Source organism: Roseateles toxinivorans, from assembly GCF_004362525.1.
GTDB lineage: Bacteria > Pseudomonadota > Gammaproteobacteria > Burkholderiales > Burkholderiaceae_C > Paucibacter > Paucibacter toxinivorans.
Genome location: NZ_SNXS01000001.1, coordinates 707,342 through 721,380, shown reverse-complemented (window position 1 = coordinate 721,380; position 14,039 = coordinate 707,342). Strand labels below are relative to the sequence as shown.

Here is a 14,039-nt window from a genome sequence, read left to right as displayed (position 1 = left end):
CCAATTGCTTTTTCAGCGACCACGCGTCTGGCGTAGCTGCGCTTCTATCAAAGACAAATTCTCGCGCACAAATGACTCAAGTGCCGCCTGCGCGCCGGCCGCTGCGTCTTTCTCCACATAAAAGACCAGCAACGCACCGTCGTCGCCCCGCCCCAGAAGCCGATACAAGGCGCCAAAAGCCTTCGCCTCATGGTCGCTGCGGGTCAAGCGCCCATTGACCCAATACAGGTGCCACACCAGGAGTCTGCGTGGGGTCGCAGCATCGGCGACGGCTGAGCCGCGCAGCTCGGCTGCACCAAGGTTGAGCCTTGATCCATCGACATCCAGCCCATGGCTACCGCTGGATACCTGCGCCCACTTCGGGTTCTTCGAGCTGACGAGCACGTTCTCCGAGCTGACCAACTTGCGCTCGCTGTTCTGGTGGCGATAGTAGGCAACATACATGCCTATCTCATGACCGTTCTTTGCAAAGGTCTGATTCAACGTCGCAGAGGGGTTCTTGTACTCAGGCGCCCACTGCATGTCGACGTCGGCGGCAGGCACCCAGCCTGCGGCAGGCCGCTCCAGCGATGTCAGCACAGGGGCCGCGCCCCCATCATCCGCGTGGCTCAGAGCCAAAAACGCGAACCTGGGCGCCGCTACCAAGGCCACGGCACAGAGCGCGACAATCCAGAAGCTGTGAGCGGATGCAACCGAACCGATCTTGCCTTGAGAGACCATTGGCTCGCCCTGTGCATCGGGTTCGGCCCAGCGTGCTCCGATCATGAACATCACCACCATCACGACGCCAAAAAACAACCAGCCATAGATCAGGTGATCAACCCCGGTGGCCAGCTTGTTGCCTGAGAAGTGACCGAGCAGCACGATGATGTAGGCGCGCAACCAGTTGGCCACCAAGGGCACCAGAAACGACACGCCCACAAAGATCCAGCGGCGCCGCGCGCTGCGGTAGTTCAGGTAGCCAAACAGCGTGCCCACCATCACCGAGGCAATCAGGTAGCGAATCCCGCTGCAGGCCTCGACCACGCTCCAGCTACCCGAAGGAATGACAAACTGAAGCCCCTCGCGATAGACCGGAATGCCGGTGAGGCGCAGGGCCAGCACCGTGAAGTCGGCGGTCCAGCTCATCAGCTGGGGCATCAGGAACTCGCCAAAGGGCACGGAGAACAGCAGGAACCCGAGCGGGAACAGGAGGGCCCGAGCGACGTCCAAACCCAGCACGGCCGGCACGCTCAGGATGAGCAGACACACCAGAGACAGCTGCGTCACGGCATTCACTGCGACCAATTCGCCCAGCAGCCACAGCAGTGCAAAGCCTGCCACCAGGAACAGCACCCACGCGTTGGGCCGCGCCGGCATGCTCTGCAGCACCCGGCGTCGGCGCCAGATCAGCCACAACGCAATCGGGGGTACGACATAGGCATGAGCAAAGGTCTCGGACCGTTCCCAGATGCCGACCATGGCCACCAGCGTGTCACGCAGGGCCCAGAAGATCGCGGCCAGCAACAGCAGCAATGCAGGTAAGGCCCTGCGCCAGGTCGGATCCACCATTCCAATCGCGCTATTCATCTGACCGCCTTGGCCAATCCGGCATCGATGCCAGCCAAGTGCGCATCCCAGCTGTAGCTGCGCAGTACCTGGCGGCGCGCCGCTTCGCCGATGTCATTGCCATGCCCGGGGGCCTCCAGCAGAATGTTGATTTCGCGCACATAGTCATCGGCCTCATGAGCCTGCAACAGGTCGTGTCCCGCTACCGCATCAATGGCCGCCGCGCAGTGGCTGGCCGCCACAACCGGCCGCCCCATGGCCATGGCCTCAAGAATCTTGTTTTGAATGCCTCGTGCCAGGCGCAAGGGAGCAACTACGGCGGCCGCATGCTGCAGGAACGGCCTCACGTCGGCCACCGTCCCCGTGACGGAAACCTTATCCGAGGCAAGCGCCAGCACGGCCGGCGTCGGGCTGCGGCCAACGACGTAAAAGCGCAAGTTCGGCCAGCGCTCGCAAAGCCGAGGCAATACCGCCTCCACAAACCAAACCACCGCGTCGACGTTGGGCCAATAGTCCATCGCTCCGGTAAACACCAACGGGAGTTCGTCGGGCGAAAAAGGCGAAGCCAGGGTCGGATCAGGCGAAAAGAAATCAGCATCGACGCCATTGCACATGGCTCGTACTGACGCGTGCAGGCCAGGCGCCAAGGAACGGAACATCGTCACCTCTTTTTCGGTCACGAAGTAGGACTCCTGGGCCCGCTCGGCAACTTGTCTCTCGTAGGCCAGCAACTTGCGCCCTTCCCGGCCGTACAGCCAGGACATCGGCCAGCGATGGGCAGGCGCATACTCGCTCCACTTGGCGGAATCGACATCAACAAAGTCCACCAGCATCGGCTGTGGCAAGTCGCAGGCGTACTGGGCCATCGTCGATGAAAACACCACTGACGCGCTCAATTGATGGGTCTGGGTCAGCTGCTGCACCCACTGCTTGAGTCTGGCGCTGCGATAGAACGGCAGGCTCAAGGCCTCGCCGCTGAGCAGCCCCCGCAAACTGGCGATCTTGGCAACGCGTGGGTTCAGTGGCACGGCACAAAGCTCGCTGCACAGCCCGCGCACGGTGTCCAGATAGGCCCAGTCCTCAGGGTCGTCGACAAAGGTACCAAGAAACACTTCATGCCGCTTGGCCAGGTGCTTGAGCAGGTGGTACGAGCGGACTTTGTCCCCCTTGTTGGGCGGATACGGAAGCCGGTGTACCAGGTACAGAATCTTGGCCACGCCGCGCTCAGCCCAGATTCCGAACGATGAAGGGACCCAGCCAGTTGGCCAGGGCAATGGGCATGCGGCGCCAGGTCTTGATCAGCAGCTGGTACTTCGGGTTGTTCGGATTGTTCTGGGGCACGCTGTCGCGCTTGTAGAGGCAGTATTCATAATGCAGCGGCGTCGGCTCGAAGCCCCAGTTCTTCTTGAAGGCATAGGAGCCCGTGCCCTGCTTGCTGCGGCCGTAGTCGAACACCTTCAGCCCGCGCGCACAGGCGCGCCGCATCAACTCCCAGTACTTGAAGTCGTTGGCGGCAAGGTCACGGGCGGCCTCGTCGTCGCCTGCGTAGTAGGGCAACACCTCATCGCGGAAGTAGAAGCTCAGCACACTGCTCAGTGCGCGGCCGTCCGGCGAGCTGACCGTCAGCACCTCGCAGTCGGCGCCGAACTCCTGCATCAGTGCCTGGAAATAGCGTTTGGGCATGGCCGGCGTGCCGTGGCGATGCACATTGTCGGCGTAGAGTGCAAAGAAGCGCTCGACGTCGCCATCGACTGCGCTCACCAGGCCATTCTTGATGCCCTTGCGTACCATCGCCCGCTGCTTGCGCGGAATGGCCAGCATATTGGCCTCCTCTTCTGGCAGGATCTCCTTGCGGAAGGTCACATACAGATCCTGGGCGGGCCAGTCTTCATGGCGCACGTTGATGTTGCGAAACTCCAGATGCTGCACGCCCAGTTCCACCGCCAGGCGCTGCGCTTCCCGCTCCAGCGCCTGTGCCGCCTCGGGTGCCAGGGCGGCCACACCGCCGTAAACCCCGAAGGGCAGACTCACCAGCGCATTGCCGAAGAGCAGGCTCTTGACGTGCGCCAACGGCAGCACGCCAAGCCACTGGCCGTCGCGCTCGGCATAAAGGAAATGGGCTTTGTGCCGGAACACCTCGACCAGAATGCGCTGCCAGCCCGAGCGATGAAAGAAGCTCGCCTCAGGGCATGCCAGCACAAAGGCATCCCAACACCGCTGGTTGGTGGCATCTCCGGGCAATAGGCGCTTGATTTGGACGGTTGACGACTCAGACAACAGCGGCTCCCGCTTGTTGATCGGGCAAGAAGATCTGGTCCATGCGTCCCCAGCTGAAATCACCCAGCAGCCGCTGCAGCTTGGCGTAGTTGCGATCGATGTTCACGTAGTGCCTGAAGCGGGACTTGCGGTCCAAGCCCTCGATTCGAGGCTGTCCGGTGTCGATCTCCCAAGGATGGAAATAGAACACCGCGGCCTGGCGGTCAGCGGCGTTCACGCGTTTGAACATCCAGCGAGACACGCCGTAGGGAAGCAAGCGGAAATAGCCACCGCCACTGGCCGGCAGATTGCGATCGAGCATGCGCAGGGTCGTTACCGGCACCTCGATCAGCCCTTCACGCACCTGATGCGCAAAGCGCGGCGCATCGGGCATGCCGTAGTGATCATGCTTGATCGGGTAGATGCTGGAGCTGTATCGATAGCCTGCAGCGGCCAGGCAATCGAAGGCCCAGAGATTGCCCGTCCCGATTGAGAAGCTGGGTGCGCGGTAGCCCAGCACCGCCTTGCCGGAGAGATCCTCGAGCAGCTTCTTGGCCCTGCCAATGTCATCGGCAAAGGCCTGCTCGCTGAGATCGCTGGCGCGCTCATGCCCGTAGCCGTGGCTGGCCAGCTCATGACCGTCGGCAACGATGGCGCGCACGAGCGCTGGATACCGCTCAGCAATCCAGCCGAGGGTGAAAAAGGTCGCCTGGGTCTGGTGCTGGCGCAGCAACTCAAGGATGCGCTGCACATTGTGTTCGACCCGGCACTCGCGTTGGTCCCATTCGCTGCGGGCGATATAGGGCGCGAAGGCCGAGACCTGGAAATAGTCTTCCACATCGATGGTCAGTGCGTTCGTGATCGCGCCTTCGGCGCCATGGGCAGACAAGCTCATCGCGGAGGGTTCTCATCGGTCGGATGTTTGACGGCGTTGACCAGCTTTTGCAGCATGGCCAGGGTCTGCATATTGATTCGCTCCAGACGCATCAGGCTGCGCTCGAGTCGCTGCAAACGGTCGCCATGCTGCTCGGTCGTCAGGCTGGTGAGCTGCTGGGACATCTTGTCGGCCTCGCCAGCACTGAGCTTCAGGCGGGACAGATCAATATCCAGCGACGTTTCCGTCGGGGCCAATCTGCCGAATCCGCTGTCGCTGTCCGGCTCGACCACGGCCTTCTTCGCCGGCACGGCTGCTTCCTGAGCAAAGTCGCGCACCACCTCGTTCACGTCAGCCAGGCCCAGGTGGGTCTTGTTGCCCATGAAGCCGAGCAACAGCAAACGGTCGCAGATCGAGTTGATACGGCGCGGAATGCCCTGGCTGGCGCCAAAGATGGCCCTGAAGGCCTCGGCGTCGAAGGTGGGCTTGCCGCTTGCGCCAGCGCACTTCAAGCGGTGCTCGATATAGGCCCTGGTCTCCTCTTGGTCCAGCGGGCCGATGTGGCAGGTCGCGGCGATGCGCTGTTTGAACTGCTCCATCTCAGGCCGTTGGAGAATGTCGCGAAACTCCGGCTGACCGACCAGGAAGGTCTGCAACAGCGACTGATTGCCAAACTGAAAGTTCGACAGCATGCGCAGCTCTTCCACCGCTCGCATGCTCAGGTTCTGTGCTTCATCGACGATCAACAGGCAGCGCTTGCCCTGGCTCGCCTGGCTGACCAGGAAGGCCTCCAGGGTTGTCAGCAGTTCGGACTTGGAAACGTCCTTGACGCGCACACCGAACGCCGCTCCCACCATTCGCAAGGTGTCTTCGGCATCAAGTTGGGTGGTCACAACATGGCCGGTGACGACCGAGCTCTGGTTCAGGCTGTCGAGCAGCCCGCGCAGCAGGGTCGTCTTGCCCGCACCGATCTCGCCGGTGATGACAATGAACCCATCGTTACGCAGCACGCCATAGTCAAGATAGGCCTTGGCGCGGCGGTGCTGCTTGCTGCCGAAGTAAAAATTGGGGTCGGGGATCAGCTGAAAGGGCTTGCTGTTCAACCCATAAAAGGCTTCATACATGGGCGTCAAAATTGCCGGGTAAGGGTTGCATAGCCGGCCTTCTCCTTGTACGGAGCCAGAGTCGCGCGGTAGTTCACCAGCCTGGAACCCAAGACCAGCGTTGTTCTGGGGCCCAGGGTCGTCGTCCAGTTGGCGAGGATCGAATTCATCGTCGAGGACTGATTGGCGAGAGCGCCACGGGTCTGCTGTCGCGACAGCATCAGGTTAATGGCCGATAGCGGGGTCAGACGATGAGCGAGGCTCAGGCTGATCATTTGCTGGCGTACCAGGCCGGAGCCCGACAAATCGTCCTGAACCTGGGCCAGGCTGTCCAGTCGGCGCGACTCTGTTCGCGTGACCGACAACGTCACGGTATCGCGCACGCCGGTCAGTGCATAGGCCAGCTCCTGGCGTCGCAGCAACGTCACGGCCGAACTCAAGAAGCCCCCAGCGGCGGCTGCCGAAGGATTGATGCCGTTGGCCTGCAGATAGGCCCTGACATAGACATCGCGCTTGACGGGGTCAGGCTCCAGCGACGCAAACAGTTGGTAGAAGAGGTCGTAGTTGGACCCCTGAGGCGAACCACCACCCTGCCCTGTATTGGCGGAAGCGTCCTTGCTGTCGCTGAAGCGGATGATGGATCGAGGAAACCGGTGCTCGAAACTCAGGCTGTGCCCCTGACCGAAGAAGCGGCGGTCGCGTTGGACCGACAGCTTGGTTCGCTCCGTGGGCGTCCAGTTCAGCCCCACGCCATAGACGGCATGCCGCTGCACCCCGGTACTGACAAAGTTATTGGCCTCAACGCCGCCATTGAGCGAAAGCCGCCAATCGTCGATAGGCACATAGCTCAGCACGGCCCTGGCACGGCCATCGTCGGTGACACGGCCCTGCTTGAACTCAATATGCTGGACCGATGCATCGGCCGACCATGTGACGAGGCTGCGCTCGCTCAGCCCTCCCAAGCTGAGCTGCAGGCCCGCGGTACTGGAGTCCGCGAGCGACGAGTTTCGGGTGTTGTTTGCAACGACGTTGACCCTGGCCTCGTACCGTGCAAACCCGGCCAGAGTGCCCTTCACATAGGGCGACACACGCAGATTCCAGACCTCGGCCTGGTTGGCATTGAGCTGAGAACGGTCGACGCTCTGCACACCAAAAGCCGAGATGGCCTGCTGGGTGATGCTGGCCGTCAGGTCTGCAAAGGCCCAGTTGTCTATGACCTCTGCACTCAGCGAGGCGCTGAGTGCATTTTGTACATCGCTGCCGGCCGGGCTCTTGAGATAGGCGCTGCCGGTCAAGGCATAGTCAAGAAAGCCCTTTACCCGACCGGTTGGACGCGACAAGCGCAGACCAGGGCTGAGTTGAACGATCAAAGCCCGGTCCTGTACATCGGCACCGAGACGGGAGTTGTGATTCGTCAAGGTGACGGTGCTGCTGACCCTCGGCTCCAGCGCGAAGGATCGGCGCACCTCGGCCGAGGCCTCCTGCGCGTGGCCCATACCGGAGAGCGCGGACGTCAGTGCCAGAGCGCAGGTCCATCGCAGCGCTTGAGGAACCGGACTCATGCGCCCGCTCATAGGGGCCGCCAGCCTGAGACAAGCCGGCACTTCAAGCCTCTTTCGCTTCTTGACCATAGCCATAGGAATAGCCGTAGCCATACCCGTCGCCGTAACCGCCACGGGAGTCGGACCGGGCCTGATTCAGGACCATCATCTTGACCGGGCAGTGTTCGATCGTCGCCAGCGCGTGCCGCACATCGGACTGCTTGGTCCGGTCGGCGTGAACCACCACCACGATCTGGCCCATATGGGTTGCCAGGACACGCGACTCCGTCGTCAGCAGCAAGGGCGGGGAATCAAATATGATGATCCGATCCGGGTAGCGATTGGCCATGTCTTCCAGCAGTGCGCTCATCGCCTCGCTGGCCAGCAACTCGGTCGCTCTCGGATGCGGCGTTCCGCTCGGCAGTATCGTCAGCTTGTCAACATTGGTACGCAACAGCACGCTGGACATGTCAGCACGCTGCTCCAGCAAGTCCAGCAAGCCCGGCCCCGGAGGAAGGCCCAGCACCCTGAGCACGGACGGGCGAGCCACATCGGCGTCCACCAGCATCACCGTGTTGTCCAGTTCGGCAGCAATGCTCATCGCGAGATTGATGGACGTGAAGCTCTTGCCCTCGCCGGCCAAGGCACTCGTCACCATGATCAGATTGGCGTGGTGGAGCTTCGATGCCCCCTTGCCCATGGCATTCTTGATCAGCGGTCGTTTGATCACGCGGTACTGGTCGGCCATGTGGGAGCGCGGCGCATGGGGCGTCAGGATGCGCGTGGCCTCCAGCATCTTCAGATCCAGCTCGATCTGCCGTGAAGTGCTGACCACGGTCTCATGTACGGCTTCTGCGGGCTCCGATGCCGCAGAAGCCAGGGGCTCCGCCGTAGGTAGCGGCCGTGTTTGTGCATCGGGCAGCTCGATGCCAGCCTGCTTCAATTGCGCCAGCCGCAGGGCCGCTTGTTCAATCAAACTGCTCATAGGGTCAACCTGCCTGATAGGTGAGCAAATACATGGTCAGAAGGCCGATGAAGAACACCAGCACCAGAGCGCCGACCCCGGCAAAGAAGCGAATCTTGTCCGTCCGGGACTGCTGCCTGGCCTCATCATTCAATATGAGGGACACCACGCCCAGCAAGGGCAGTTCGGTCTTCTCGCGCAACTCATTGGCGTCATGAAATACCGGCCGCAGCTGGCTCGCAGCAAATGCTGCAAACAACCCTGCCCCCAAGGCAAGCACAAGCGCGCCGGGAAGCATTAGCATGCGGTTGGGCGCCACCGGCTGCGGAGACACCCGAGGCGGGTCAATCAAGCGGAAGTCCGCCACCCCGGAGGCCACCTCAAGATCGCCCGACATCGCTGCCGATTCGCGACGCGCCACCAGGTCTTCGTAGTTCTTCTTATGGATGGCGTAGTCGCGGTTGAGCTGTGCGCCCTCTGCCTCCAACTGCGGCGCAGTCTTCATCTGCGCCATGGCCTGGGCATAGCGGGACGAATACTCCTCGACTCGTGCGCGCAGCGAGGCCACTTGCACTTCGGCGGTCGCAAGGATTCGGCTGATCTCCTGATAGGCCAGATTGGTATTGGTCGGCGCTGCGCCGGCAGGAGCGGCCAGTGCGGCCTTGCGCAGCTCATCGACCTCCTTGCGCTTTTGCTCCTCAAGCTCCTTGATCAGCTTGCGCGTCTGTACGATGTCAGGATGCTGTTCAGTAAAACGCTGCAGCAGCGCATCAAGGCCTTTACGCTGCGACTCGAGACGCGCGTCCAACTCAGGCGTGGCAATCGCCGCGCTCGAATCCTGCATCAGCGAGTTGGTTGCCCGAGTGCGCTCGCCCTCCAATTGAAGCTTGGCCGCATCTCGGGCATTGAGGGCTTCGCGCAGTTCCAGCTTCGCCCTGTCGAGCTGCGAACTCATTTCGCTTAGCCTGGCTGTAGAGTCCTTGCCGTCGCCGGCCATCATGCTGATATTGCGAAGGCGAAACTCCTTCAATCGGGTTTCAGCCTCTTCCAGCTTCGCCTCATAGCCCTTGATCTGCTCATTCAGGAAGGTCGCGGCGGTCGCCGTGTCCTTGCGACTGGCGCCCAGACTGGACTCAATGAAAATCGACACCAGCGACTGGATCACCCGCTTGGCCACCTCCGGCTGCGAATCCCTGTAGGCCAGCGTGTAGAGGTTGTCTTTGCCGGTGCTTTGGATGGACAAGGTCTTGGTCAAGGACTCGACCAAGGCCTCTTGATCATTCTTCGACTGACTTTTCAAGTCCAGGTCGGCCATGCGAATCAGCTTTTCGACATTGGGTCGGCTGATCAGCGTCCGGCTCAGCATCACCACTTGCTGCTCGACATTGGGCTGGACCGCCAAGCCCGACATCAAGGGCTTCAGAATGGATTGCGTATCCACATAGATCCGCGCACTGGCCTCATAGCGATTGGGAACCGCAAATACCACGGCTGCGCCGATCGCGCCAACCACCCAGGCAATCAGCAAACTGGGCCAGCGGTACTTCCACATCCGCTGGATGGTGGCGATCAATTGACTTATCAGTAATTCCATCTCAAGCCATCTCAGAGCGTAGAAAACACGGTGCGCTGCCTTGCAATGAGGGCAGCGCCGGGGTCCAAACTACTGCCGCCGCGAACCGCAGTTCAGAACAAGCTTTGGGGAATGATCAATATGTCGCCGGGTCGCATTTCAACGTTGGCCGAGATATCGCCGCGCTTGATCAGGTCCTTGAGGCGCACCGAATACTGCTTATTGCCATCGGCTCCGCGCAGAATCGTCGCATCATTGCCCGCGGCAAAATCGGTCAGACCGCCCACCGCAATCATCACGTCCAGCAAAGTCATTTTCTGCTTGTACGGGAGAAACTGCGGTTTGGCAGCCTCACCGACAACCCGAATCTGTTCGCTGTAAGGCCCGACAAAGCTCGTCACGATCACCGTCACCACGGGATCCCTGACATACTTACCCAACTGCTTCTCGATGTCGCGGGAGACCTCGGCCGAGGTCTTGCCCTGCGCCACCAACTCGTCCACCAGCGGCGTCGATATCTTGCCGTCGGGCCGGACGGGAACGCTCAGCGACAGCTCCGGGTTGCGCCAGACGATGATATTGATCGAATCACCGGGGCCGATCAGGTAGTTGTAGTCAGGAGCCGCCGCCAACGCGGGCGCGGCCGGAAACTTCGCACCAGCACCTGCGCACGCCGAAAGCAGTGCAACGAATCCGACCAGAACTGCGCCGCAGACGGCCCTCATCCAAGGGTATGAATCAGTCTTCAATGTGGGTCCCCCAAAAAAACTCTAATCGGTGAAAGAGGAATCTGTATTGCGCCGAAGCGCAGATTCAGGCAAAGCCGCAAAGCTCCAGCGCCCGCATCAACGGAGCCGTTCCAACAGACTATCATGGCACAGCTATTTGCCCTGCTTGCGCCTCGCGCTCGAGCGGCCCCACAAACATCGGCGCACAAAATCACAGTAGTCTAAATGTCAGCAAACCTAGATGAAGCGGTTGCCGCATGGCAAACCCTGCTCGGCGCCGATCAAGTGATTTTGGGAGAGGCGGTGCCTGCCATCTATGGCATGGATGCCAGCGGAGTGGAAAGGCGAGTTCCAGCGGCGCTGCGCGTGCTGAACGTCGAACTGGTCGCCGACGCCATCCGCATTGCACACCAGTATCGTGTCGCTGTGTACCCCCTGAGCACGGGGCATAACTGGGGCTATGGTACGGCGATGCCGGCGCAGGACGACTGTGTGATTGTCGACCTTTCGGCCCTGAACAGGATCCTGCACTTTGACGCCGGCCTGGGCGTCGTGACCGTCGAGCCAGGCGTTACCCAGGGCATGTTGGCTCGGTTTCTGGATGAGGGCGGGCATGACTATATGGTCCCGGTCACCGGCGCAGGCCCCAACTGCAGCCTGCTCGGCAACGCACTGGAGCGAGGCTACGGCGTCACACCCTACACCGACCACTTTGGGGCGGTCACTGACATAGAGGCCGTGCTCGCCGACGGCAGCGTCTACCGCAGCGCCTTGCGTGAAGCGGGCAATGAAGACTTGGCGCGCCTGTTTAAATGGGGCATCGGGCCCTATTTGAACGGGCTTTTCACGCAAAGCGGATTTGGCGTCGTGACACGCATGAGCATACTGCTGGCCAAACGCCCGGAAAGCATCAAGGTCTGCCTGTTCAGCCTCAAAGATGACGCCCTGCTCGAGCCGGCCGTCGAGCGCATTCAAGCCATATTGCGAAAATTGCCAGGGACGGTGGGCGCTATCAATCTGATGAATCGTCACCGTGTTTTGGCGATGTCGGCCCCCTACCCGTGGGGTCAACTGGACGCGAGAGGATTGATACCCGTCGAACTGGTCGAGTCCATGGGGCGCCAGTATCAGATACTGCCGTGGACGGGATTTGCCACCCTGTATGGGACCCAACGGATTGTCGCGGCAGCGCAAGCCGAAATCAGGCAAACGCTCAAGGGAGTCGCGAGCCGGGTGCTGTTCTTTTCGGAAGCGCAAACATTGCGACTGGCAAAGTGGGCGAGCTGGATACCAGGTCAGACCGGTCAGCGCCTGGCCAAGACAGCCGGAACATTGGCCAAGTCGCTAGAACTGGTCGGAGGCCGCCCGAACGAAACAGCGTTGCCGCTCGCCTATTGGCGCAATCCTAGGCCCTTCATCGGAGAGCATCGAGACCCATCGAGGGACGGCTGTGGGCTGATGTGGTTTGCACCCCTGGTGCCGATGCGGGCCGACGGGGTGCGCCGTTTCGTGGAGATGGTCAAGGAAGTTGCACCCAAACATGGAATGGAACCATTGATTACCTTGACCACATTAAGCGACAAGGTCTTCGACAGCACGGTGCCGCTCGTTTTCGACCTCAGCAAGGAGGAACAGCTTGATCAAGCAAGGGCTTGCCGCAAGCAACTATGGCACCGAGGCAGTTCGATCGGCTGCTTCCCCTATCGGGTCGGGGTGGACGACATGGCTGAGCTTTCCACACGACATCCGGCAGCAAGTGAATTGCTCGCAAAGCTTCAGCAGGCGATTGCGCCCGGCATTGGACTGGCGCCCGGCAGATACCGATAAGCCAAGCGGCAGACGATTGCCCCTGCAATGCAAAAAGGGGCCCGCTTTCGCGGGCCCCTTTGATTCAAGCGCGAGGCCTGAACTATTACTTGGCTTGCTTGCGGCGGCCAGCTGCCGCAGCGCCGACCAGTGCCAGACCAACCAAGGCCAGCGACTCCGGCTCAGGGATGGTGTTGCCAAAGACGGTACCGTTGCCGTCCAGCGCTTCCAGGCCCGTCACAAACGTGGACGAGGCGCGGCTGAACACGTCAGTCAGAGAAGCCCGGGCATTGGTATCAAAGTGGTCGGTTGCCAAAGCTGCTGCAGTCAGATCAACATCCCAATTGACGGTGAGCTGGCCGCTGACAAAAGGATTGGCGGCGGAGGGGTCGTCCGACACAAAGTTGAAGTTGCGAGCCTTGAGGCGCAACCACAGTTGACCATCGGTCGCCGTAGCCGCGTTCAGTTGATCCGTGCTCTTGTAGTTACGAGCAGCATCAACAAAGATCTCCAAGTACACGCCGGTGCCCGGATCAGCTGTAAAGCCACCGCCTGCCGCAGCGCTCGTGAGCAAACCACCGAACTTCAAGGTCAGCTCGCAGCTGTTGCAGAATGCGCCGCTATTTCCAACGTCGTTATTCGGGTCCAAAAACGTGTTGTTGATCCCATAGAACTCGCCGAAACCTTGAAGCGCGGTACCGACGACCAGGGGATTGCCCAAGAACTGTTGCGCAAAGTTGAACTGCGCGGTGAAGTCATTGGCAGCATCCGGATCCCAGGACACACCGCCCACATTGACGATAGCGGCGTGCGACGACGCCATTGCTGCGGCGAATGACACTGCAGTCAGCACCTTTTTGAACAATTTCATTTGAAGCTCCTTGAGTTGAGGGACTTAGTAGGGCCACTAAGCCCCGCCTGCACACCATATAAGCAGATAGTGTGCCAACACCAAAAAAAATAGCTAAGCCATTGAATTGAAAGGAACATTTCCCCCACCGCCAAGTTCGATCATCATGTCGTGTAAAGCTTTCCGACAGGTCATCCGCGCACGGACTCAGTCTCGCGGTGTGCGTTTGACGCAGCGGGCCCCAGCTACACTTCCTTCGATGACTCAAGTGCTGCTCGTCTGCATGGCCAATGTTTGCCGCTCCCCCATGGCAAAGGTAACTTGCGAGGCCATTGCCGGGACCCTGCTACCCAGACCAACCGGCTTGAGGGCACTGCTCAAGCGCAAGGCCCTCTGCTTCGACTCCGCAGGCGCCAAGGCCGGTCTGGGCCGCGCGCAAGCTGACGCCCGGGCGCAAAAGGCGCTCAAGGGACGCGGGTACGGCCCAGCCAAGCAACGCGCCCGCCGCGTCACCACCAGCGATTTCATCCATTGCGACCTGATCCTGGCGATGGACTCGGCCGTTCTATCTGATCTGCAGCAACAGTGCCCAGCCGTGCATCAACACAAGCTGCACCTGTTTCTGGATTTCACACCCGAGCTCAGGGGGCAGGACGTTCCCGATCCGTACTTCGGTGATGCGGCGGGATTCGCACATGCTCTCTCACTATGCGAGACGGGCGCCCAGCATTTGGTACGCGCGCTGATTCAAGGCGAAGTGCCCGGTGTGCGGCTGAAGACGAATTGACTCGAGCCG

At 60.9% G+C, this 14,039-nt stretch carries 12 protein-coding genes; 2 read left to right on the top strand and 10 right to left on the bottom strand.

Features of this window, described 5'->3' with window-relative positions; all coding sequences use genetic code 11:
• Positions 1–12: 12 nt before the first annotated feature.
• From xrtA to DES47_RS03300, 9 genes are all read right to left on the bottom strand, one after another.
• A complete protein-coding gene (xrtA, locus tag DES47_RS03340; protein WP_133699222.1) occupies positions 13–1,569 on the bottom strand; it encodes an exosortase A in 1,557 nt (518 codons plus the stop codon).
• The gene (locus tag DES47_RS03335; RefSeq protein ID WP_133699221.1) at positions 1,566–2,765 is read right to left on the bottom strand and encodes a TIGR03087 family PEP-CTERM/XrtA system glycosyltransferase; all 1,200 of its coding nucleotides are present in this window, start codon (positions 2,763–2,765) and stop codon (positions 1,566–1,568) included. The genes xrtA and DES47_RS03335 overlap by 4 nt, the downstream gene beginning before the upstream one ends.
• Positions 2,766–2,772: 7 nt before the next feature.
• Positions 2,773–3,801, bottom strand: coding sequence for a FemAB family XrtA/PEP-CTERM system-associated protein (locus tag DES47_RS03330; protein ID WP_243748182.1), 1,029 nt, complete (start codon positions 3,799–3,801; stop codon positions 2,773–2,775).
• 16 nt (positions 3,802–3,817) lie between these two features.
• On the bottom strand, positions 3,818–4,699 hold the full coding sequence (locus tag DES47_RS03325; RefSeq protein WP_133699220.1) for an XrtA system polysaccharide deacetylase: 882 nt from the start codon (positions 4,697–4,699) through the stop codon (positions 3,818–3,820).
• Positions 4,696–5,802 carry an XrtA/PEP-CTERM system-associated ATPase gene (locus DES47_RS03320; protein WP_133699219.1) on the bottom strand — a complete coding sequence of 369 codons (1,107 nt, stop codon included), beginning with the start codon at positions 5,800–5,802 and terminating at the stop codon, positions 4,696–4,698. The genes DES47_RS03325 and DES47_RS03320 overlap by 4 nt, the downstream gene beginning before the upstream one ends.
• Positions 5,803–5,807: 5 nt before the next feature.
• Positions 5,808–7,355, bottom strand: coding sequence for a TIGR03016 family PEP-CTERM system-associated outer membrane protein (locus tag DES47_RS03315; protein WP_166651826.1), 1,548 nt, complete (start codon positions 7,353–7,355; stop codon positions 5,808–5,810).
• Positions 7,356–7,386: 31 nt separating this feature from the next.
• Positions 7,387–8,307, bottom strand: coding sequence for an XrtA-associated tyrosine autokinase (locus DES47_RS03310; RefSeq protein WP_133699217.1), 921 nt, complete (start codon positions 8,305–8,307; stop codon positions 7,387–7,389).
• A gap of 4 nt (positions 8,308–8,311) precedes the next feature.
• On the bottom strand, positions 8,312–9,880 hold the full coding sequence (locus DES47_RS03305; RefSeq protein ID WP_133699216.1) for an XrtA system polysaccharide chain length determinant: 1,569 nt from the start codon (positions 9,878–9,880) through the stop codon (positions 8,312–8,314).
• A 92-nt stretch (positions 9,881–9,972) separates the two neighbouring features.
• Entirely contained in the window at positions 9,973–10,584 is a 612-nt protein-coding gene (locus tag DES47_RS03300) for an XrtA/PEP-CTERM system exopolysaccharide export protein (RefSeq protein WP_133699215.1), read from the bottom strand.
• Positions 10,585–10,812: 228 nt separating this feature from the next.
• Between DES47_RS03300 and DES47_RS03295 the strand changes: the two genes are divergently transcribed.
• Complete coding sequence (locus DES47_RS03295; RefSeq protein ID WP_133699214.1) at positions 10,813–12,414, top strand: FAD-binding oxidoreductase; 1,602 nt, start codon at positions 10,813–10,815, stop codon at positions 12,412–12,414.
• 85 nt (positions 12,415–12,499) lie between these two features.
• Here DES47_RS03295 and DES47_RS03290 read toward each other — a convergent pair whose 3' ends face one another.
• Entirely contained in the window at positions 12,500–13,264 is a 765-nt protein-coding gene (locus tag DES47_RS03290) for a PEP-CTERM sorting domain-containing protein (RefSeq protein ID WP_133699213.1), read from the bottom strand.
• Between the two features lie 145 nt (positions 13,265–13,409).
• On the opposite strand from DES47_RS03290, the gene DES47_RS03285 reads away from it, so the two are divergent.
• Entirely contained in the window at positions 13,410–14,030 is a 621-nt protein-coding gene (locus DES47_RS03285) for a low molecular weight protein-tyrosine-phosphatase (protein WP_341800588.1), read from the top strand.
• The last annotated feature ends 9 nt before the right edge of the window (positions 14,031–14,039 follow it).

Bases quoted from the DNA above. Each gene is read 5' to 3' on its own strand.
- DES47_RS03305 (WP_133699216.1), bottom strand. From the start codon at position 9,880: ATGGAATTACTGATAAGTCAATTGATCGCCACCATCCAGCGGATGTGG.
- xrtA (WP_133699222.1), bottom strand. From the start codon at position 1,569: ATGAATAGCGCGATTGGAATGGTGGATCCGACCTGGCGCAGGGCCTTA.
- DES47_RS03295 (WP_133699214.1), top strand. From the start codon at position 10,813: ATGTCAGCAAACCTAGATGAAGCGGTTGCCGCATGGCAAACCCTGCTC.
- DES47_RS03320 (WP_133699219.1), bottom strand. From the start codon at position 5,802: ATGTATGAAGCCTTTTATGGGTTGAACAGCAAGCCCTTTCAGCTGATC.
- DES47_RS03315 (WP_166651826.1), bottom strand. From the start codon at position 7,355: ATGAGCGGGCGCATGAGTCCGGTTCCTCAAGCGCTGCGATGGACCTGC.
- DES47_RS03285 (WP_341800588.1), top strand. From the start codon at position 13,410: ATGTCGTGTAAAGCTTTCCGACAGGTCATCCGCGCACGGACTCAGTCT.
- DES47_RS03300 (WP_133699215.1), bottom strand. From the start codon at position 10,584: ATGAGGGCCGTCTGCGGCGCAGTTCTGGTCGGATTCGTTGCACTGCTT.
- DES47_RS03310 (WP_133699217.1), bottom strand. From the start codon at position 8,307: ATGAGCAGTTTGATTGAACAAGCGGCCCTGCGGCTGGCGCAATTGAAG.
- DES47_RS03290 (WP_133699213.1), bottom strand. From the start codon at position 13,264: ATGAAATTGTTCAAAAAGGTGCTGACTGCAGTGTCATTCGCCGCAGCA.
- DES47_RS03325 (WP_133699220.1), bottom strand. From the start codon at position 4,699: ATGAGCTTGTCTGCCCATGGCGCCGAAGGCGCGATCACGAACGCACTG.